Here is a 21,137-nt window from a genome sequence, read left to right as displayed (position 1 = left end):
TCAGGCACTATTTAATCGTATTTATTCTATAACCATGCACCAATAATAAGCATGCCAATAATTGATCATTAATCATTACTAATTATTAATTCTTCCTTATCTTTGCGGCCTAAACATGATAATATGATCCGTACAATACAACAAGCTTTTGAAATTTTAGATACAAAAGCAACAGGAATACCTTACGAGGCAATCGATTTTTTGAGAGAGCAGGAGAGCAGTGAAGAATTGAGCAAGAAACTAGTATATGCCTTAACAAATGCTTATAAGGGTGAGGTCTATTATTCCGAGAAACACAGAATCATGTTGCCGGCACCTTTGTGGTATGCTGTTGTGGCCGAAAAGCATCTGAGCGAAGATTTATTTGAACCATTGCTGGAGATGTTTACGACCGAAGAAGATTGGGATTTGATGAATGAGCAAGCTGTCTATTTGGTTGGATTGTTGGCAAAGAAGTTTCCTGAATCATTCATTGAAAAGGTTCTGTTCTTTATTGAGGAGAACATTAAAAAGGAAAACAAAACACCATATATTTTCTCTTTTGAAGCTTTGTATTATGCAAAGGATCATCAGTTCGAGAGAATTCATTCCATGCTAGATGAGGCAAACTTTCATTGGGTAGATCATTACATTCGTGTATTGGGGGATTTGCAAAGAGAAGATACATTGAAGAAATTCAAAGAGATCCTGCCAAAGTTCGAAGGAAAGCATACGGCCATTGAGTTACAGTATTATATCGATGTGATGGAAGGAAGAGTTAGCGATTACGAACAAGGTGTCGCCTTTTGCGAGATGAGAGATCCTGAATGGAAGAATCACTACCAGCATATGGAGCAGATGTTTGCTTCGGCACAATCGCCAATACAGCAGGATGTGAAAATAAACAGGAACGATGCATGTCCTTGTGGTTCAGGGAAAAAATACAAGAACTGTTGTTTGAAAAATATGGCTTAAGCCATTCAGAAAAATAAAGCAAAAAGGTTTTACCAATTATGATGGTAAAACCTTTTTTTGTGATAATCTATAAACATTTCTCACAGTTTTTTAAAGCTGAGAGAAAATAGCGATGATAATCCCACACGCATCGCCGCAGTTATAGGATTTGAGTCACAAATCCATTTTTCTGCTGTTGCATCAACATGTGAAATTTTATAAACCCTAGCGCCAACTACAAGTTTATCTCATTTAAAATTGTCGGCCAGGTAGAGCAGGATTGACAATAAGCACATGGCATAAAGAGCCAATCCGGCAAGTGTGGACTTGCTTACTTTTATCTGTTTAAGCATTTTATATCTAGTTAATTAGTAGTTTTTTAATTTGATTCCTGCGGGCAATCAACCAATTTAAAATTCCTCCCACAGGACAGAAGAATCGGCAAAAGAAATTGGAAAAGAACAAGGCTCCAATTAAAGCTGTTGGTAAAATATACCATTGAATTCCTGCACCTTTTAGGGAAAACAACATGGCAAATGGTTCGTAGGATGATATACTGGGATTTTTGGAAATGAAAATCAATATCAGCGAAAGCCAGATTAAAACAACTGGTGTGTAGCCCATGATTTTAGCCGTTTTTTGATCCATTTTGATATTGATACCCGATACCTGCTGCAATAGCATTTGACTGGCCCTGAACGGACAGATTGCCGTGCAATAAACATTCTTTCCCCAAACAATAATAATACTGAGCGTGGCTGCCAGTAACAACCACCAGCCTACATGGGTGTGGATATCAGGAAAATAACCTAAAGTAAGGCGACCAAAATGTGTTAAAGAAAGCGATGCATTAAACAGAAAGCCAATGAATACCAGGCCAAGAAAGAGGTTCAAATAGATCAACTTTTTGCTCTTGATGTAGATGCCCACAAAAGCCAGCAGTATGATCAAGGCAATGATGCCTTCTTTTGCTGTCAATCTCCATTTTTTCTCAATATCAGGAGGATGAAGCTGAAATACATCTTTTGCAATTTTGTAGGAAGCGTCGCGGGCTGCATGGGCAATGGCTAAGGAACTTACGGTCGCGCCAGATACTGCTTCAACATCCTGCTTTAGCTGAAAGCGATCTAACAATTTTTTGTTTGCGTACTGTTGGTAATACTTTTTGTTCGAAAGCTTGGCCACAAAGGACGGCGTTTCGTAATTGCCAATCAGTTCTGTACTTAATATTTCGCCCGTGGTGTTTGTCAGAACAGCAACCTGCAATGGGCCACCATATCCCTGCGATGTACCAAAAGCAAGATATCCCATAAGACTATCTTTCCGGTATACAGGATAAATATCGTTATGCTCTTTCCCTAAGCGGATATTCTCATCCTGTATGGCATGAACGGATTGGATTTGCTGAGAATCCTCCTTGTAGATAACACCATAAAAGTAGGCCAATGCGAGGCTCAGGTAGGCCAACCAATTGATATATTTTTTCATGAAAATGTGTAAACCAAATGAAAAGAGTAGGGACCTGGACTGTGCCCAAATCCGCTACTCGATGAACAAAAACTATTTGCCTGTCGATTTTCTAATTGCCAGTTTTCTTGAGAAAAGCAGCAAAATTAAAGAGGGAATCACAAAAACAATGAGTCCCATACTGGCAGCCCTTGGCTCTCCTTCGAGAACAGAGCTAAAAGCCCATGCAATTCCGAAAATAAAGAGAAAAGCACCCAGAATACTTGTTGTCCAGGCAGGGACAGAAAATTTTAATTTTTGATTGTAATAATAGATCAATCCAATGGCAAGTGTACTCAGCACTCCCAAGGAGAAAAACAGTATCTCAATTCCTGTAAATATCATGATGTTAGATTTTTATTGTGATCATTCATTAATGTCCGTCATAGCTTTTGCCTTCAGGGCTGTAGAATTTTTTAATTGATTCCTTGTCTTCTACATTCCCATAGCCAAATAGTTCGTCCATTTCGCGCATCAGGTCGTGTACGGGCCCAGGCATAGCAGCCGTAATGCTATCCACCAATCTGTGATGCCAAAAATCAGGTTTGTTGTATGGACATGAGGCCATACACATTCCGCAATCGTCGCCCAATTCGCCCCACAGTTTGAAACACTTTTTCGCATCTACATGATATTTTTTCACACCCTTTACATTGTACCAGGCATTCTCTTTATTATCATGAGTTGGTTCAAAAGTAGGTTCCTTTTCATAGGATATTGCTTTGGTCGGACAAGCATCGGCGCAACGCATGCAGTTTTTACAGAAATCCATAACACCGAACGACTTAGGTTTGTCATATTCCACAAATTCGAAATCGGTGTATACTTTGGCCAATCGAACTCTTGGACCAAATTTATAGGTCACTGCCTGTCCCAAACGTGATGCTTCGCCCAAACCGGCAGCAATGGCGTATGGAACACTTAAGCCCATGTCGTTCCCCGACGAAACAGCGTTGTATCCCAGGTTTTTAAGATATACTGCCAACTGGTAAGGAACTTTCGCCATTTCGGAATAACCTGCTCCTGCAGCAGCACTTCCCACGAAAGACGGAGAGGTGGCAATCCCTTCATAGTCCATATTAAAGGCCATTACAATTACTGTTTTGGGTTCGAAAGGAAAGTCGCTCCAATCGGTAACGAACTTGTCTGGTCCCCAATTGTGAAGCTCTTCCATTTGCTCCTTGCTGGGTGGAGCCAATAATGGCTTTCTGAATAAAGGTGGAATAGGATTCAAGAATTTGCTGTAATCCCATCGTTTATCACGTTTGGTAATCCCGACCAAATCGGCACCAAAAAGTTTGGCTGCTCTTTTAATTTGATTGGACGCTTCTTGTTTGTTTGTAAACTGATATTTCTCTTTTACGACATAGTCATTATCGAAAAGAGCAAAATGAGCTTTCTCCTGGCGTTGTTCCCAGGAGTTAACACCAAAATTGGGAATGGCTGCCGGACTTGGACCTGCCGAGTAGTTATTCATAGCCCAGGCTCCAGCCAGTAAGGCTTTATCGGCCTGGTTGTATCCTACTTTTTCATTGTCGTAGGCAAAGTTCATTTTCTCTACAAAGGCTTGTCCATCTGCAACAATATCATCTTCTACCGTCTCGCCAATGGCTTTAATTTCCTTTACAAAAAAGGAACGTGCCTGTACATGGTCCCAATTTCGCGGTGGCACATAGTCAGATCTTACTTCAGCAGGAAAATCGTCGTGAGTGGTGACAATTTTATCAACAATTCGCTTGTCGAGTTCTTTGGCTGCAGTCTTACCAGGTAAGGAGCTTAATGCAGTTGCTCCAACTGCGGCCGTAACTCCTCCAATTTTAAAGAAATCTCTACGATTTAATTTCGATGGCTTTTCGTTTTTACTCATTGTGTCAATGTTTTTGTTACAGTTCAAAACTGCAGCTAAAACACTGATATAGCGACAAAGCCAATAATTTCGGACGTCTGCTAATTTTATCGTACCCGCAAAATCCTGTGCCTAAATTGGATATTGGATTAGTCCAATTCTTTTAAAAATTGCGAAGGAGTTTTGTTGGTGAACTTTTTAAAGGCTGCATTAAAGGTGGCCTTCGATTTAAAGCCTGCTTCGAATGCCAAAGCCAGAATGGTGTAGTTTTTATATTTCTCTTCTACGGCTAATTTTTTGAATTCTTCTACCCGGTAATTGTTGATGTAATCATTAAAAGTCTGGTTCATCAAACCATTAATTGTTTCCGATATTTCGTGTGAAGAGATTTTGCATTGCTGAGAAAATCCGGCAAGGTTGAGTTCCGAATCCAGGTAGGGTTTTTCTGTTTCCATCACTTGGTTCATAACAAGTACATTTTGTTCTGCAGCAGCTCTTGTTAATTTCGATTTGCTGTACTTTTTAAAGCCACCCAGGCCTACTTTTTCGGTACTTAAGTGCAGCGATCGGGGTTCACTAATAATCACATAGCTAATGGCATATCCCAAAAGCATTAAAAAGAACAGGTTAATGATATCCATTGTTGGACTCACACCAGAAATGAAAAGAGGCAGGTTGGTTTTCACTTCGAGAATCACAAAATGAATGCTCATCATTCCGCAAAGTAATTTGACAAGCAATGTTCTTTTCTTATTGTAGTTGAAGAGGTTTAGGGACAATCCTTTTAGTTGATAGAAATTGCCAATCATCTTTAAGATTAAAACAGGATAGATGATGTAAAGGGAAACCAAAATGTTTTTTGCCAAAAGCAAATAAGTGCTTTTCAGCTCAGTGCTGTTAAAGTACAGTACAAATATGAATGCATTTAGCAAATAGGGAAGGAGGTGTAGTAAACTCACTTTGGTGAATTTGAGTTTTCCGTACAGAACCGACATCACATAATAATAAACAACCAGTGGTGCGGTAATAGCAATGGGAACCACAACAAAAGGCCAGTTGGAGTCTTCGCTGATAAATCCTTTGTAAAAGAAATAATAGTATAAGTAGTGAGAGATGATATTGATAAAAATCAACTTCAGGATAAAATTGGGAAGAGTTCTGAACTTTTTACGCAGCAAAATCAGGATCAAACCAATGATTTGGGCTGAGCAAAAAATGATCAAGTAGGGAATGTTCATACGTGCGATGCGATGGTTTAGATTTTTCGAAAAGTAGAATATTTTTTAAATAATCGCAAAATACAGGTTGAAAGCGCTTGGATTATGACCTACATTTCATCATAAACGATAAGCGATTCCCAGTGAAAAGGCTCGGTTTTTGGCATCAGAATCAATGGCATCTTCGTTAAATAATTTGCTGATTCCATGATAGTACCTCGCCTGTATATAAAACTGATCGTTAATTTCATATTCCATTCCAAGTGTAGCCCCGTAGTCAAAATCTTCGTAGGTATCACCATGTGCCCCCATCGAAAATTCCATTTCTGGCGACATTCTGTACAAATCTTCAGGATCTTCATGCTTGCGAACCAAATAACCAATTTGCGGGCCAAGCGAAAATTTAAACTGTTCGAAGTTGCGTAGCGTAAATTGAATTAGAAGAGGAACTGTAATATAATCTAATGCTACACTTACCGATTCTCCATCTACATGATCGCGAAAACCTTGCATGGAGTAGTTAATCTCGGTTTGTAAACTTGCGATATCGCTTATATTATAGGTGAGCATTGCCCCGGCATAACCTGCAAATTTGTAATTGCCACCATTATCTTCTCCCTGGTAATTTCCTAAATTAAAACCTCCTCTAAAGCCTACATTAAAATCCTGTGCAGAAAGAAGCATAGGAGCAATTGCCAATATCAGAACAAACAATTTTCTCATTTCTTAAATGTTTAAAGTGTAACAAATCCAATTTACAATAATTTATGATGATTCCCAGTATTTGTTATCGATTTAGGGAATTATTAACGAAGACTTCTTACTTGTGGAATTCTTTGTAAATTTGTTCTTCCTAAATCAATATCATCATGGAAAAAAATATCAAACTTGATTTGTACAAACTGGCCAAAACGCTTATCGAATCGAAGATAAATGAAAACAAACTAGCCATTGCTTCATTAAAAGAATCGGTGGGAAGCGAAAGTAAAAGTACAGCAGGAGACAAGCATGAAACCGGCCGTGCCATGATGCATATCGAACAGGAAAAAGTCATGCGACAGTTGGCAAACAACCAAAAGTTGATGGCTTTACTGGATCGTGTTGACCCGGAATTGGTAAATAAAAACATACAATTGGGTACACTGGTGATTACCAATGATATTCGTTTCTATATTATTGGCGGATTGGGCCAACTCGAACTTCATGGGAAAAATTATTTATTGGTTTCTTTTCAATCGGATTTGGTTCAGGCCTTTAAAGGAAAAAAAGAAGGTGATCTGGTCCAGTTTAAAGATAAAAGCTATGCAATAGAACAATTGCTTTAGTCAATTAGGCTGTCGGAAGGGTAAAATAGAATGAACTTCCCGAATTTACTTCGCTTTCAACACGAATATCACCACCATTTTTGCCCACAAACTCTTTGCAAAGAATGAGTCCAAGTCCGGTTCCTTCTTCTTCAGAAGTACCTGGACGCTGTACATTTTCCTCTATTTTAAACAAGCCAACTTTTATTTTTTCACTCATACCGATTCCGGTATCGGCAATACATATTTCAATATGATTTTTCGAAGAAATGGATGAAATGATGATTTCACCATTGGTGTTATTGTATTTTATGGCATTGTTGAAAAGATTTGAAATTACAATTTGTGTGGTTTCCTTATCGGCATAAATTTCGCAATCCTCTGCAACAAGGTTCTGAATGCGTAGATTTTTCATTTTGGCAGCACCCATGTATGGTGAGATACTTGTTTCTACCAAGGAGTGAAGTTGAATTTTTTCGGGATTAAATTGAATAAACCCACTCTGCGATCTTGCCCATGTCAATAGATTATCGAGCAGGCTAAGTGCTGAATCCGAAGTTTCCTTGATGATGCCAATCATCATTTTACGTTGATCGTTGCTGTAATCGTCATAGCTGTTAGACAGTTCATTACTAAAACCAACAATGGCGTTAAAAGGACTTTTTAAATCGTGAGAAATGATGGAGAAGAATTTGTCTTTTGAAGCATTCATGCTTTTCAGGCTGTCTTCGCTCTCTTGTAACTTCAGGTTACTCTCCTTGGTTTTTATATAGAAATACACGATAATTCCGATAATGATCACAAGCAGGCTGATACTAATCAAACCCAAATTGGTTCTGTTGTCCATTTGTATTTTTGTGTTCTCAATTTGCTGATCCTTTAGGGCCTGTTCCAAATTCAAGCGAGCGAATTCATCTTTTCTGTTCTGCTCCTCGAATTCATCCATAATGCTGGTAACCTTCGTTCTTTGAAGAGAGTCGATAAAGAGATTTTCCTTTCGTGATGCCTCAAACGCCTCAGGATATAAACCTAGTTTGGAGTAAGCTTCGGCTTGCAGTTTGTAAATGGTTGGAAACTCCTCTTGCAATCCAAGCTGGGTGTATCTATCCAGACTTTCCTGGAATAGTTTTATGCTTTTTTGGTATTGCTTCTTCTTTAAGAGCAATTCTCCATGGCGTTTATCTACCCTTGCCCGGATGTGAGGGTATTTATTATCAATGCTATACTCGTAGGCTTTGTTGATATGATATTGACAAGAATCTAATTCGTCGATTCCGTTATAATATCCCGATAGGGAAACATGTAAATAGGCTTTTAGATATTCACTATTGACTTTTGGAAGGAACCTTCTCACCATTTTATAATCGTGATCAGCCTCCTGAAATTTGCCGTGTTCCACTTTTAAAACTCCAATATTGGAATAACCTGTTGCAAGTGCAGTAGGATTCCCTTTGGGCAGATCCAAATTCAGCGACTTTTGAAAGTACTTTAAGGCAGGATCGTAATTTTTAAGTCTTTTGTATACAGCGCCAATATTGTTGTAAATGATTGAAAGTTTCAGCGTATCTTTTAGAGCTTCGGCATAGGCAAGCGCCTCTAAATTATAGTTTAAAGTTTTTAACTGACTGCTGCCGTATGAACTTACATAGCTTAATCCACTGTAGGTGTCCAATATATTAATGGAGTCATTCTCTTGCTTAAAAATGTCTAGTGCCAAATGAAAATTCTCGATGGCTGCTTTTAAATTGGAAGTTTGTATCGATGCCCTTGCTGTATAGGAATGGGACACTGCCAAACCTTTAGGGTAGTTTATTTCTATTGCAAGTATTCTGCTTTTATTGCTGTAGTGCAATGAGCTATCTATATTTATGGCTCCAAAAGCCATGGCAATTCTGTTGTAATTGTCTACTAGTTCTCTTTGCTTGCTAATTTCTTGATTCACAATCCTTAAAGAATCGATAACATCCTGTTCCGATTGCTGGCAATTCGCATCGAAAGAATAAAATACAATGACAAAAAGGATTAATAATTTAAAAGCCGGATTCTCTCTCACAATATTCGTTTTACTTAGGAATCTAAATCTAAATAAAAAATATTGGGAAATATCTCAATTTGCTTACGAATAATCTATAGAAAAGAGCAAGACTGGAAAGGCTAACTTTTTTATGAAAATCTGTACGCTTTTTAAAAAATACTTATTGATTGACAGATCGGGCAATTAAGGCCTTGTTGATGTCTTTAATCAAGCTCGGACCGCTGTAAATAAATCCTGTATATATTTGAACCAGGGAAGCTCCAGCATCAATTTTATCCAAAGCATCTTGAGCTGTCATAATTCCACCTACTCCAATAATTGGAATACTTCCATTTGATTTTTGGTGAATGTATCGGATCACTTCCGTGGATTTTTCTTTCAATGGTCTTCCACTCAGTCCACCAGCACCGACGGCATCAATTTCCTCTTGCGGATAATGAAGTCCTTCACGCGAAATGGTAGTGTTGGTGGCTACAATGCCTGCAATTTTGGTATCGGTAACAATTTCTACAATGTCATCGAGTTGAGCTTCATTTAAATCCGGGGCAATTTTTAAAAGAATAGGTTTCTTTTTGCTTTTAATTTTATTTAGGCTCATTAATTTGTTCAGGATATTTTTAAGTGGTTCTTTATCCTGAAGTGCTCTAAGGTTTGGCGTATTTGGCGAGCTAACATTCACCACAAAATAGTCTACATATGGATACAAGGCTTCAAAACAATTGATGTAATCATCGCTGGCCAATTCATTAGGCGTTACCTTATTCTTTCCAATGTTTCCACCAATAATTACTTTGGTTTTCTTTTTCTTTAATCGCTCAACGGCTTCTAACACCCCATCATTATTAAAGCCCATTCGGTTTACAATGGCCTTATCGTTTACAAAGCGAAATAGGCGAGGTTTTGGATTTCCTTCCTGGCCTTTTGGCGTTAAGGTTCCAATTTCGATGAACCCAAAGCCCATACTTCCCAATATGTCGAAAGCTTCGGCATTTTTATCAAGTCCAGCGGCCAATCCTACTGGGTTGGGAAATGTAAGGCCGAACAACCTTCGCTCTAAATTCGGATGCTTTGTATTGAATAGGGCTGAAAACAAGCTACGGACAGGCTCAATTTTTTGAAAGATCCTAAAGCAGGAGAAGGTGAATTTGTGAATGCTTTCAGCATCGAATTGAATTAATATTGGGCGGATTATTTTTTTGTATAAACTCATTTTTGCTTATTGTTTAAAACAAAGATATAATGAAATTCTTTAGAAAAAGACTCGCTGGTCCGAAATAATGCCTCTAAGAGGTGATTTTATTCACATCTTCATAAAAATCAGAAAAATAATTTGTCATAAATTAGAATATTCCTACCTTCGTTAAAGTAATTTGCCTTACAATTAAATACTACTACCTAAAGACTAAATATCAAAAAATGAGTAAGTTCAGTGAGATTAAGCTCAATCAATTCCAATTACATGTTCTTTTAGACGAAGAAGAAAAGGCTGCTTACGATTACATCGTGCAGGAAGGAACTTATTGTGTACACTGTAAGGAAATGTGCGTGAAAGGCGTAGACGTAAAGGAGAATTTCCTGAATGATATGAATGACATTCTGATTAAAGGAACTTGCAAAAAATGCAATGGGAGAGTGAGCCGATTTATTGAATACGGAGAGTTTGACGATTTCAGAGAAAAAGCACTTCGTTTCAGAAAATCAATTGGTGCAGAATAGTAATTTTTATCCGATATGAGATTGACCTCCTTTTCATTAAAAAAGGAGGTTTTTTAGGCCGCAACTTTTCTTGTTTAAGAATAGTTAAATGTCAGATAGAATGTGTGTTAAGTCTTATTTATAATTACTATAAAAAGGAAAAATGTTGTATATTTATTTGTGTACCTTATAACTATATAACACATGAGAAACGGCAAAATCATAATCAATTTTTGTCCAACCGGAATGGTTCCAACCAAGGACATGACTCCCTTTGTTCCAGTATCTCCCCAGGAAATTATCGAACAAACCCACGAGGCTTACGAAATAGGAATTACCATTGCCCACTTGCATGCCAGGCAAGACGATGGCATTCCCACCTATAAGAAGAATATATACCGCGATATTTTTGAAGGCGTTCGCAAGCATTGTCCCGATCTTATTATTTGCGGAAGTACATCAGGTCGAAATTTTCCCGAATTCGAAAAACGATCAGAAGTTATTGAATTAAAGCCTGATATGTGTTCGCTAACATTGAGTAGTTTGAACTTTGTGAAGCAGGCTTCGGTGAATGCCCCGGATATGGTTCAGCGCCTGGCCGAAAAAATGAAAGACTATGGTGTCACCACGGAATTAGAGTGCTTCGATCTGGGCATGATCAATTATGGAAAATACCTGATTAAAAAAGGTTTGATTGAAGGACCATTTTACTGGAACTTACTTTTTGGGAATATTGCTGGTTTCCAGGCCAGTTTCCAACAGATTGGAACCGCATTGGCTGAAATACCCGAAACGCATTATATTGGCCTGGCCGGATTGGCAGCCGATCAGCTTACCGTAAATTCCGCTGCCATTGGCATGGGATATGGTGTACGTGTTGGTTTGGAAGACAATATTTGGTGGGATGAGAATCGATCGCGCCACAGTACCAATATTGAGCTGGTTAAACGCGTTCATTCTTTAATTGAAATTCATGGTAAAAAATGTTATTCACCCAAAGAATTTGGCAAACTAGGTTTTAGAAATGAAGCAAACTAATCAAAGTACGTATCAACTTCTTGGTTTCGATCAAAATTGGATTTGTGTGCTGCACGACCTCATTCATTTCAATGGCGATCATGATTTCAATTTAGATGTCTTTCTGAATATGGAGATGCAGGCAAATGCATCTACACCAACACAGGAAGTAAAATTTGATATCAGAGAAATCGAAAAAATTAAAACTGATGTAAGCATTTATTTTGGTGTGGCCAGTCCAAAGAACAAATATCCGATTTATCGTGATTTTTTACACTTTGTTAAGCAGGAGGATTATAATAATTTAATTGCCGATTCATCTATTCTTAGTTATAGCAGCATTCTCGAACAGGCTGTTTTGATCGATCATCAATGCGTGATCAGTGCCCAAACTTCTATTGGGTTTGGTGTAAGTATAAAGAGAGGTGCAAAAATTGGTCATCACAATAAAATAGGTGCTTTCAGCGATATCAATCCAGGTGTAATCACCTCTGGGAATGTACAAATCGGAAATGCATGTGAAATTGGTTCAGGCGCTATTTTCAAGAACAATGTAATTGTTGGCGACAACACTTTTGTTGGCATGGGTAGTGTGGTTACCAAAGATATACCACCAAACAGCATTGCTTTCGGAAATCCTTGTAAGGTGATCCGAAAGAATGACATTTGGAACATTCAGATCGACTGAATTTTATTGGTATTCAGAAATTTTAAATGCCGATTTCAATTCGTCCTGAAGGGATGCAATTTCCTTTTCGATTCGTTTAAAAGTACTCTTGTCAATCTCAGTAAGATGCTTTAGAAGTACATCATTCTCGGGCCAATCGTTGTCGAGAATCAAATTTACCTGCCACTTTAATCTAAGGTGCATCAGGAAATTATACATGGCTTCAATTTCGTCGGCATTTTTCTCGCTCAGTACGCCCAATGCCATAAGTTCGTTCATGCGCAACAAACTATTGGTTTCCCGCACCGAATGGTACAAGGCATGTATTCTTAAATACCCGATAATAGGTTGAAGAAATTTCTTAATGTTTACCGATTTTTTATCCATGGCAGGCTTAACACCAATCACGGTTTTGGCCATTTGGTTGTAAAACTCCTGGTTGTGTTCCAATTCGGTATACACATGCTCAAACAATTGATCCACCAGGTGATTTTCTCCATAAATAGTTCTTAAATCCAGGAAAATAGAGCTATCCAAAACATTTGGGATATCCGGATTATTGATCCAGTGTGAAAAGTAATCTTTCCAGATCGACAGAGAGTTACACCATTCAGGATTTCCAGCCATTAAATCTCCCTTACAACGAGAATAGCCAATTGCATGTAGGTTTTCATTAATAATTTCGGATAATCTTAAAAAGTAGGCTTTGTTGTCCTCGCTCTCTTCTGCAAATATGATGGCATTGTCCTGATCGGCTTTTAAAGTTTGTTCCGAACGTCCTTCGCTACCCATGGTAATAAAGGCAAATTCGCATGGAGCCTGACCTACTTCGCGAATGGCCAATTCAATAATCCTTGATGTAATGGCATCGGCAATGGCGGTAATAATTCGCGAAACACTATTGATATTCTCAGAACTGGTAAATACAGCCTGAATTAGAATCGGAACCTTATTGTGAATGCGTTTGATGCTTTCCACCGTGCTGCATTCATTAATCTGGTTGATCAGGTGGGTCAATGAATTTTGCTGCATTTCATGACACTGCCTGCTACTGATATTCCCAATAATTTCCCCATGATTGTCTTCAATTAATAGGTGGGAAACATTGCTTTGCTTGAATCTTAATATGGCTTCGTATAAAAGCGCATCCTTCTTGATGCTAACCACAGGAGCCGACATGATGCTTGCCACTACTTTATTTGTACTTTTCTCCTGAGCAAGAACACGGCTTCTTAAATCGGTATCGGTAACAATACCAATTACCTGTCCATTCTCTTTGATGCAGATCAACCTGCACTCTTGTTCAGTCATTAATTTGGCCGCCTCGTGAATTGGAGTGCTTAGATTGCAGCAAACATTCTTTCGAATCAGGTTATCAATAGGCTGATTCATCAATTGTAGCGAAAGCTGAATGTCTTCAGACATTTTGTTGGCATCCAGTCTTATGCGCTTCTTTTCGGTTACATTCTTGGCCACAATGATGTAACCAATTTCTCCAGACAATTGAATCTGGGTTACCGATATGATCACATTTTCCAATCCAGCTCGAGCATTCACCAATTCAGTTTCGAAAGTGGATGTTTTCTTCGGATTTTCGATCATATCAGCCAAATCATTCCAGCTCATTTGAAAAAGCTCCGAGAATTTTGATCCAATAATTTCATCGTGCTCAAAAAGTTGTGTGAATTTGGTATTTGAAAAAACTACCTTTTTATTGACTACCATTAGTGTGCCTTCGGTAGATGCATTTACAAGGCTTTTGTATTTCTGTATAGAGGAAAGCAATTGCTTTTCAGCTTTTAACCTTTTTTCTTCGATAATTCGCGATTGACGCAATACATACAAGAGAATAAAGGCAACAAATAAGATAATGGTAAAGGAAATTTTTAGCAAAGTCTTTTTCAATTCCTTGATTTCCATCCTCACATCATCCAGGTAAATCCCTGTTCCAATAACCCAGTTCCATTCCGAAAACCCTTTTACATACGAAAGCTTTGGTGATATTTTAGAGGCATCGTCCTTCCATTGCCAGTAGTACTGAATAAATCCTTCTCCTTCGTTCTTTACCAGTTCGGCTGCATCCACAAAAAGCTTGTTTTCATGATTGTCCGAGAAATTGGAAAGATCGCTGCCATTCAAATCAGGACGGTAGGGATGCATCACCATTTTAGGACTGTTGGTAATGATCCAGAAGTAATCCTTTTGTTCGTTGCCATACCTCATTTTGCCAACATGTTCCGAGGCTTTCTCTTTGGCCTCTTCCAAACTGATTTCGCCATTGTGATAGGCTTCCTGGTATTCCGATAAAACACTCCAGGCAGCATTGGTGAGTTCCAGTATCATCTCTTTCTTGCGATCCATCATGCTTCGTTCAAATAGAGGAATAAGGATAACATAGAAAGTGATTACAAACATCGTGATTGCAAGAATGGTTGGAATTACAATGCTGTAAATGAACTTATTATTGGCTTTTTTCATGTATTTAGAAGTTTGAGGCAGTGTAGGTATAAGCTACCAATTGTATACAGGTAAATATAGTAAAACTTATTTGTCGGAAACAATTATTCATCTTGGTAAAATTACCCAAAATTTAGAATCAAAAATTGTGTTTGGCTAGCTTTCAAATACTTGTAATCATATATATGAACAGTGCTAAATATAAGGAATAATTAAAATGTAAAACACCTGCTTTTCCCTCTTGCTTTTTAACAAAAATTTCTTTGTTTTGTAGTGCTAATTTAAAAATACATATCATGTTGACTAACATTATAAGATTGATTATTGCTGGAATTTTACTGTTGGGTTCAATCTTCCTGTTTATTAAAAGTTTTGTTGGATTGGGAATAGTGGCCGTGCTGCTATCAGGATTGTTTGTTCTGTTTCATTTTAAGAACGAGAAAAACTTGCTTGCTTTCTATTTTTTGAGAAAAAATAAGTTTCAATCGGCCGGAAAAGTATTGAACGGTGTAAAACGCCCTGAGAGAATGATTAAAGGCCAGGAAGCATATTATTATTACCTGTCAGGATTAATCAGTTCGCAGGAACACAACAATTCGCAAGCTGAAAAGCAATTCAAAAAAGCTTTGAACACCGGACTTAGAATGAAAACTGATAAAGCGGTGGCAAACCTTAACCTTTCAGGAATTTATCTATCCAGAAGAAACAAAAAATTGTCTAAATACTATTTGCAGGAAGCAAAAAGTTTAGACAAACAAAAAATGTTATCTGCTCAAATTAAAGAAGTAGAACATATGATGAAGAGAATCTAATACGCTTTGAGAAGATATTTAAAAGGCTGTCTGAAAAGTTGTTGATCACAACTACTTCTTAGACAGCTTTTTTTGTTAATTGGGATTTTGGAAGTGGGAGGGCACAATCCTCCGCATCGCTTTTAGAAAACCTTATTCAAAAAAATGTCGAATATTAATACTGATCCTCCGGGAATTGCCCCATAGTCGGTACTTCCGTAAGCCAAATGAGAGGGGATTAACAGAATGCCTTCGCCTCCTTCTTTGAAAAAAGACAAGCCTTCTTTCCAGCCTTCAATCACAACCGACAAGTTAATTTCCAGCTCTTCACTTTTATCGAAAATATTGCCATTGGTAAGGTAACCAATGTAGGCAATGGATACATTCGAATCAGGAGTAGGATTTTTGCCATCTCCCTGGTTTACGATGAGGTAATACAATCCAGAAGGAGTTTGAATTGCTTCCAGTTTATTTTTTTTGATGTATGATTGAATCTCATCATCGTTCAATTGTCTGAACTTGTTTTTCTTCATAATACCTTTGACTTGATACTTTAAAAGTAGAGATTTAAATATTCAAATTTATGCTGCCTTCATTTATTTTGTACTTTTAATCACTTTTACGATTTAAGAATTCAAATTATGCATCCAATCTTTTGTTTTATCGGTGGAGGAATCCGATTTGTGATTCTGTACATTCAGTCGATAATTACTGGAAAAGAGAGACCAAAATACATGATGGTTTGTCAGAACAAATCGAATGCCTGGTTTGGCTTTCTACTAATTGTTCCACTTCTGCTTTTGTATTTATTGATTTATCACTGGTAAGTTCCGTGATTTTTTAAATCATCAGCACATTCAATCCTGATTCTTCAAATATGTTCCGAGCCATTTCCATATCATCCGCATTGGGCTCCTCTACAAAAGCATACTCATCTCTGATACCATGTTTCCGCATTTTGATAATGCTTTTGCCAACCGAAGCAGACACAGAGCTCATGAATTGGGATACTTTTCTGAGCTCATCTTCATGATTGTTCATGCCTTTGACCAAAACAAAGCGAAGCTCTTTAAGTTTCTTTCTCTTATCCAGGTATTGAATTGACTCTAAAATCGTTTCGTTGGAATAACCCGTAATCTTTTTGTGATTTTCCTGAGAAAAAGCCTTTAAATCAAGCATTACTCCATCGGTAAAAGGCAAGATAGAATCCCATTTATCCTGTGCAATATTGCCATTGGAATCAATCAGGATGGATAAGTGACTTAGTTCCTTATCCGACTTGATCGTTTGAAAAAGAAGCCGTAAAAAATCGACCTGCAGCATAACTTCACCACCCGATACAGTAATGCCAGATATAAAATCTCTTACTTTATGAATTTCAGAAACGATTTCCTCTACTGACATCTTTTTGTAGAACGGACTGCTGTTTTCGGGACAGGATTTGATGCAGCTATCGCAACGCATACAAGTGTTTTCCTGGTGTAAGATTCGTTTATTCTCGGTGTCGATTTGCAAGCTGTTTGTAGGGCAGGCATCTACACAAATGCCACACAAATTGCACAAGCCGATGGTGTGTGAATTGTGACAGTACAAGCAGTTTAAATTGCAAGCCTGGAAAAAAATCACCATTCGGTTTCCCGGTCCGTCGATTACACTCGACTTAATGATTCCACTAATATTTGCCTGCAACTTGCTCATGAGAAAGTACTCTTTTCGATACTCTACAATCAACATTTGCATTGTCCATAGAATTGGCTGCAAATAAGGCACTGCCATAGCGTGAACCTTCCTCGCGGAATTCTTTCAGGTCGCTTCTTCTTACCAAATATCCAGTGATTCTGATAAATTCGCTGTCCGATAAATTAAAGGTGAACATTCTCATCCCTTTTTTAAATGCTCCTTTTACAATATCAAGAACCGCTTCAGGGTTTCTTTTTATGGTATCATCAAAATGGAAAATATCGCTAATTCCACCTGTAAACAAATGGTGATGTGGAGCAACGGCCTGAATGTGTGAATAGATATCAGGTTCACTGCCAATGGGAACTCTTGCCCCTGCAGTTTCTTCTATATCGATATCAATTCCCGATTGTGAATGAAAGAAAGCTTTTCCTTCGTTCGCTTCACAGTAAGGCAATTCACGGGCATCAACTATTTTTTTCATTTCCTCCAGAATCAGGTGACCCAATTGGTTGGCATCTTCATCTTTCCCATATTCCGATTGACTTCCGCTCTTTTTCATCAACTGGTTTACGCATTCTGCCAAGCCGTAAAAACCAAACATGGCCGAGAAATTCTCAAGCGAAATAATTCCTTCTTTGGCCAGGAAATCTGTTTCATAATAATTTACGGTTTCCACCAGGTATTTCGATCTTGCTTCGATAATATCCAGTGTCATTATACAGTATTTCTTCAATGTATTGGATAGGAAATCCTGCAAATCTCCTTGATGCAGATCACATATCTTTTTCAAATTTAAACGAACCAGGGTATGCGAGCCTCCACCTTCGGGCAGAGAGTTATAGCAGCTTACCACACCATAATTGCCTTTAAAATCTGCTGCTGTCATCGGATGATTGGCAATATGAGGCTTGGCCACTTCGAATACCGTTTTTGTGGCTTCCAAAAGAAGTTCGTCCGAGCTGATTTCAGGATCGTATTTAAGCGTAAGGTTAGGAACAACCTGCTTCAATTCTCTTTCAATTCTCAGAATTACTCTTGCGATGATATTGTCCTCAGGACCAATATTAATATGTACAAATGCATCAGGCAAAGTACGATCAATAAATCTCCAGAATAACTTCATCTTTTTATAGATTTCCTCTTCCGATAAATCACCTACATAATCCAGTAAGAGTTGATCGATATTGCCAAGATAAACCGAATATCCTGTAATTGAAGGAACCTGAACATATAAAATCGATAAAAAGTTGATGGCTTCATCGAAATCTTTTGGAGCTTCCAGTTCAAGATAATCGATCCCATTTTTCATGGCTAGAGCATAATCTGGAAGTACATATCTAGGACGGTAAGGGGCATTACCTTCAAATAAATCGCAAATAATCTTCTTCTCCAAAGCTTCTTTCGCTTCTGCCGAAACTTCTGGATAAGCTTGTGAACTTTCTGCAATATAAGCAAGGTGGTGTTTCTTCTGACGGTAATCCAAATTGCCATCTGTAATGACCTGAAATGCCCTTTTGTTAAAATCTTCCATTGATATGTTCTTTCTCATTTTATGCCTCAAAAATAGGCAAAAAGAAGGCAGTAGAGGAATGTACATCCCCAAAAATTTATTCTGAATGATTATTTTGTTTGGTAGATATCTTAAACTTTTTGCTAATTTGCAATTGAAAAAACACAGCAGACACACTTTAAATGGAAGATATACAGATAATTGAGGATTTATCCAACCAGATTAACAGAAAGCTAAAGCAAGTTAGGAAGGTAAACTGGTTAATTAAAGGTTACCAGCTGAATGACTTAGGGCAGGTAACACATCTGAATATCGCAAAGTGCAATTTAAAAGGCCATTGGCCTCCTGCTTTGTTCAAATTAAAACATCTTGAGTTTTTGGATATCCAGGAAAACAGGTTGGAATCCATTCCTGAGAGCATTTCTGGCCTGGAGACTGTAACATGTCTTGATATTCGAAACAATGAGTTGAAAGAACTACCTGGGCAAATGGCAGAATTACCTCACCTGATTAAACTGTATCTTGGGAACAATGCATTTACTGTTGTACCGGAAATTATTGGGGAGTGCAAAAGACTTGAGCTTATCGATTTTACCGACAATATGCTTACTGGTGGGCTTGAGCATATCCTGAATTCCAATTCTATTACCAATGTCTATTTAAGAAATAACCAATTGAAAGAGCTTCCTTTTCATTTGATTCAAGATCATCAATTGAAGGAACTGAATATCATGGAAAATGCCATCGAAAGCATTCCTGATGATATGGCCGCAGTAGAGAAGTTATGGATCTAGATTTCACAAGAATCATTTACTCCTGGTGAAGCCTTTTTTGAAAATCGCTGGTCAGTTCGAAAAATGAAAATGGGTATTTCTTTTTTACATCATTTTGATATTCATAATACAAATCGATGAATGGCTTGGAGTATAAGGCCTTTGAATATTCATTTCTCAATTCATTAATAACAGCTCTTGATTCGGAAATCACGCTAAAGTAATCTGCAAAATCGATATTATCATTCACCTCGTATCGAATCACATAATCTGTATTGCTAAGAATGAGTAGCTTTAAGTTTTGTTTAAGCATTGATAGCTTTACCCTGTTCCCATTAATGAAACATTGGCCCTCTGAGTTTTGCGTGACCTTTATGATATTTTCATGACGATTCATGTGTTTGTAAACCTCTTTTGGAGGAAACCAGCTTGTTTCCCAATCTGTAATGCGCGATTGGAGTGCAAAATTTCTATAATATCTTGAATCGTATTCCCGTGTCTTTGGAAGATATGCATAGGCAATTTTTCTTGCCCCCAATTTTGCCAATGCCTGTTTCAATTGCTGGAGATCACCTACCTTTATATTCTTATGGATATGCAATTGAAAAATGATGCGTTCTATGTCATAATATTCTTGGGTAGATTGCCAATCCAGAATTTTTTCATGTAACTGAACCATTTCGATTTCCTCTTGATCTACGATTAGCAGTGGTGCAGTTTCCTTTTTACTTCTCGATTTCACCATATAGATCTTCTTTGTAAAATAGGTAGGATAGAAGGTTTCACTATAGTCTGATTCTGCCAATTCAAATTGATAATTGTAACGAATATTCTTCTGTAGATAGGATTGATTCATGACTTTGTAATCAATCAGGTTAATTTTTGACAGACCAATGGAAAGACCAGTAACAATACACATGGAAACCAACATCCACTTCCAGCCATTGCCTTTGAATTTTAATCGGATGGTAAGCCATGTGTGTAGAAAAAGAACTGGTACAATCAGCATGAAAATGAACTTGTAGTCGGGATAAAAGCTGAACACATAAAAACCTCCCTGGTAAACACTTCCAAACATGAGGGCAAATAAGAGAGTCAATTTTGCAAACCAGTTCAGGAAATACCAATTAAGTACTCTTTGGTCATTTACAATTGCATTGAGTCTGTATTTTTTACTGCCGGCTAATTTTTGTGGTCGATCGAACCAAAAGCTAAGGCAAAGCGATTGTGAGAGAATAACAGCTACAAAAGCAAAGAACAGATTGTAGAAGTTTACCTCTTCATCACTTAAAATCCACAAATCGTACTCCTCGGTAACAGAAAGTAAACGAAAGCCTTCTCTCACCATGTACATGAAGGAATAGAAGGCAAAAGAATACAGCAATCCCATTACTATGCCCACTGTTAATCGAATGCCTGATACTTTTGGGAATTTAACTTTTAGAATAACATTTCTGGTTGTCATTGAGAAGTGTGAAGGAGTTTTGGCTGTTTTATGTAATTAGATTTAAAAGTTAAGAATGCTAGCATGATTCTTATTTGAAGGTAATTTACCCACTGTATAACGTCAAAGCTAATTGGACAAATCGATACCTAAAATTAAGAGATACTTTTTTATCTAACAATAGGTGCATGATACTTAGCTAAAATGCCATGCATAACTATTGATTATAGAGAATTAGCCACGGTCATGGCTTCAGTTC

At 37.7% G+C, this 21,137-nt stretch carries 20 protein-coding genes; 8 read left to right on the top strand and 12 right to left on the bottom strand.

Going from position 1 to position 21,137, the window contains the following annotated elements; translation table 11 throughout:
- Window positions 1–123 precede the first annotated feature (123 nt).
- Entirely contained in the window at window positions 124–954 is an 831-nt protein-coding gene (locus ELS83_RS22415) for a YecA family protein (RefSeq protein ID WP_283242707.1), read from the top strand.
- A gap of 339 nt (window positions 955–1,293) precedes the next feature.
- On the opposite strand, the gene ELS83_RS01510 is transcribed toward ELS83_RS22415, so the two are convergent.
- From ELS83_RS01510 to ELS83_RS01490, 5 genes are all read right to left on the bottom strand, one after another.
- Complete coding sequence (locus ELS83_RS01510) at window positions 1,294–2,421, bottom strand: FMN-binding protein (RefSeq protein WP_171593744.1); 1,128 nt, start codon at window positions 2,419–2,421, stop codon at window positions 1,294–1,296.
- A gap of 72 nt (window positions 2,422–2,493) precedes the next feature.
- Window positions 2,494–2,784, bottom strand: a complete 291-nt coding sequence (locus ELS83_RS01505; RefSeq protein WP_171593743.1) for a hypothetical protein — start codon at window positions 2,782–2,784, stop codon at window positions 2,494–2,496.
- A 28-nt stretch (window positions 2,785–2,812) separates the two neighbouring features.
- Window positions 2,813–4,306 (bottom strand): reductive dehalogenase, encoded by a 1,494-nt coding sequence (locus ELS83_RS01500; RefSeq protein WP_171593742.1) that lies wholly within the window; start codon window positions 4,304–4,306, stop codon window positions 2,813–2,815.
- Window positions 4,307–4,434: 128 nt separating this feature from the next.
- Window positions 4,435–5,523 (bottom strand): helix-turn-helix domain-containing protein, encoded by a 1,089-nt coding sequence (locus ELS83_RS01495; protein WP_171593741.1) that lies wholly within the window; start codon window positions 5,521–5,523, stop codon window positions 4,435–4,437.
- Window positions 5,524–5,622: 99 nt separating this feature from the next.
- Window positions 5,623–6,225 carry a porin family protein gene (locus ELS83_RS01490; RefSeq protein WP_171593740.1) on the bottom strand — a complete coding sequence of 201 codons (603 nt, stop codon included), beginning with the start codon at window positions 6,223–6,225 and terminating at the stop codon, window positions 5,623–5,625.
- Between the two features lie 146 nt (window positions 6,226–6,371).
- Between ELS83_RS01490 and ELS83_RS01485 the strand changes: the two genes are divergently transcribed.
- Window positions 6,372–6,827, top strand: a complete 456-nt coding sequence (locus ELS83_RS01485) for a 3-oxoacyl-ACP synthase (protein WP_171593739.1) — start codon at window positions 6,372–6,374, stop codon at window positions 6,825–6,827.
- Between the two features lie 4 nt (window positions 6,828–6,831).
- Here ELS83_RS01485 and ELS83_RS01480 read toward each other — a convergent pair whose 3' ends face one another.
- Window positions 6,832–8,859, bottom strand: a complete 2,028-nt coding sequence (locus ELS83_RS01480) for a tetratricopeptide repeat protein (protein ID WP_171593738.1) — start codon at window positions 8,857–8,859, stop codon at window positions 6,832–6,834.
- Between the two features lie 142 nt (window positions 8,860–9,001).
- Window positions 9,002–10,051, bottom strand: coding sequence for a quinone-dependent dihydroorotate dehydrogenase (locus ELS83_RS01475; RefSeq protein ID WP_171593736.1), 1,050 nt, complete (start codon window positions 10,049–10,051; stop codon window positions 9,002–9,004).
- Window positions 10,052–10,257: 206 nt separating this feature from the next.
- Between ELS83_RS01475 and ELS83_RS01470 the strand changes: the two genes are divergently transcribed.
- The 3 genes from ELS83_RS01470 (at window position 10,258) to ELS83_RS01460 (ending at window position 12,241) form a co-directional block, all read left to right on the top strand.
- Window positions 10,258–10,557 (top strand): hypothetical protein, encoded by a 300-nt coding sequence (locus tag ELS83_RS01470; RefSeq protein WP_171593735.1) that lies wholly within the window; start codon window positions 10,258–10,260, stop codon window positions 10,555–10,557.
- Window positions 10,558–10,740: 183 nt separating this feature from the next.
- On the top strand, window positions 10,741–11,574 hold the full coding sequence (locus ELS83_RS01465) for a beta-keto acid cleavage family enzyme (protein ID WP_171593734.1): 834 nt from the start codon (window positions 10,741–10,743) through the stop codon (window positions 11,572–11,574).
- Window positions 11,561–12,241: an LbetaH domain-containing protein gene (locus tag ELS83_RS01460; protein WP_171593733.1), complete on the top strand. Its 681-nt coding sequence runs from the start codon at window positions 11,561–11,563 to the stop codon at window positions 12,239–12,241. The genes ELS83_RS01465 and ELS83_RS01460 overlap by 14 nt, the downstream gene beginning before the upstream one ends.
- Window positions 12,242–12,244: 3 nt before the next feature.
- Here ELS83_RS01460 and ELS83_RS01455 read toward each other — a convergent pair whose 3' ends face one another.
- A complete protein-coding gene (locus ELS83_RS01455) occupies window positions 12,245–14,698 on the bottom strand; it encodes a DUF294 nucleotidyltransferase-like domain-containing protein (protein WP_171593732.1) in 2,454 nt (817 codons plus the stop codon).
- A gap of 275 nt (window positions 14,699–14,973) precedes the next feature.
- On the opposite strand from ELS83_RS01455, the gene ELS83_RS01450 reads away from it, so the two are divergent.
- Window positions 14,974–15,489 carry a DUF2892 domain-containing protein gene (locus tag ELS83_RS01450; protein ID WP_171593731.1) on the top strand — a complete coding sequence of 172 codons (516 nt, stop codon included), beginning with the start codon at window positions 14,974–14,976 and terminating at the stop codon, window positions 15,487–15,489.
- A gap of 122 nt (window positions 15,490–15,611) precedes the next feature.
- Here ELS83_RS01450 and ELS83_RS01445 read toward each other — a convergent pair whose 3' ends face one another.
- On the bottom strand, window positions 15,612–16,001 hold the full coding sequence (locus ELS83_RS01445; RefSeq protein ID WP_171593730.1) for an FKBP-type peptidyl-prolyl cis-trans isomerase: 390 nt from the start codon (window positions 15,999–16,001) through the stop codon (window positions 15,612–15,614).
- 108 nt (window positions 16,002–16,109) lie between these two features.
- Here ELS83_RS01445 and ELS83_RS01440 point away from each other — a divergent pair, with 108 nt between their 5' ends.
- Window positions 16,110–16,295, top strand: a complete 186-nt coding sequence (locus tag ELS83_RS01440; protein WP_171593729.1) for a hypothetical protein — start codon at window positions 16,110–16,112, stop codon at window positions 16,293–16,295.
- 13 nt (window positions 16,296–16,308) lie between these two features.
- On the opposite strand, the gene ELS83_RS01435 is transcribed toward ELS83_RS01440, so the two are convergent.
- Window positions 16,309–17,166, bottom strand: coding sequence for a YjjW family glycine radical enzyme activase (locus ELS83_RS01435; RefSeq protein ID WP_171593728.1), 858 nt, complete (start codon window positions 17,164–17,166; stop codon window positions 16,309–16,311).
- Window positions 17,141–18,700, bottom strand: coding sequence for a YjjI family glycine radical enzyme (locus ELS83_RS01430; protein ID WP_216616309.1), 1,560 nt, complete (start codon window positions 18,698–18,700; stop codon window positions 17,141–17,143). Before ELS83_RS01430 ends, ELS83_RS01435 begins: the two co-directional genes overlap by 26 nt.
- 143 nt (window positions 18,701–18,843) lie before the next feature.
- Between ELS83_RS01430 and ELS83_RS01425 the strand changes: the two genes are divergently transcribed.
- Complete coding sequence (locus tag ELS83_RS01425; RefSeq protein ID WP_171593727.1) at window positions 18,844–19,455, top strand: leucine-rich repeat domain-containing protein; 612 nt, start codon at window positions 18,844–18,846, stop codon at window positions 19,453–19,455.
- A 16-nt stretch (window positions 19,456–19,471) separates the two neighbouring features.
- On the opposite strand, the gene ELS83_RS01420 is transcribed toward ELS83_RS01425, so the two are convergent.
- Window positions 19,472–20,899 carry a hypothetical protein gene (locus ELS83_RS01420; protein WP_171593726.1) on the bottom strand — a complete coding sequence of 476 codons (1,428 nt, stop codon included), beginning with the start codon at window positions 20,897–20,899 and terminating at the stop codon, window positions 19,472–19,474.
- Between the last annotated feature and the right edge of the window lie 238 nt (window positions 20,900–21,137).

It is taken from the genome of Marinifilum caeruleilacunae (assembly GCF_013141825.1).
GTDB classification, from domain to species: Bacteria; Bacteroidota; Bacteroidia; order Bacteroidales; family Marinifilaceae; genus Marinifilum; species Marinifilum caeruleilacunae.
Note: the sequence above shows the minus strand (reverse complement) of the source record. Positions and strands in the feature narration are given on the sequence as shown.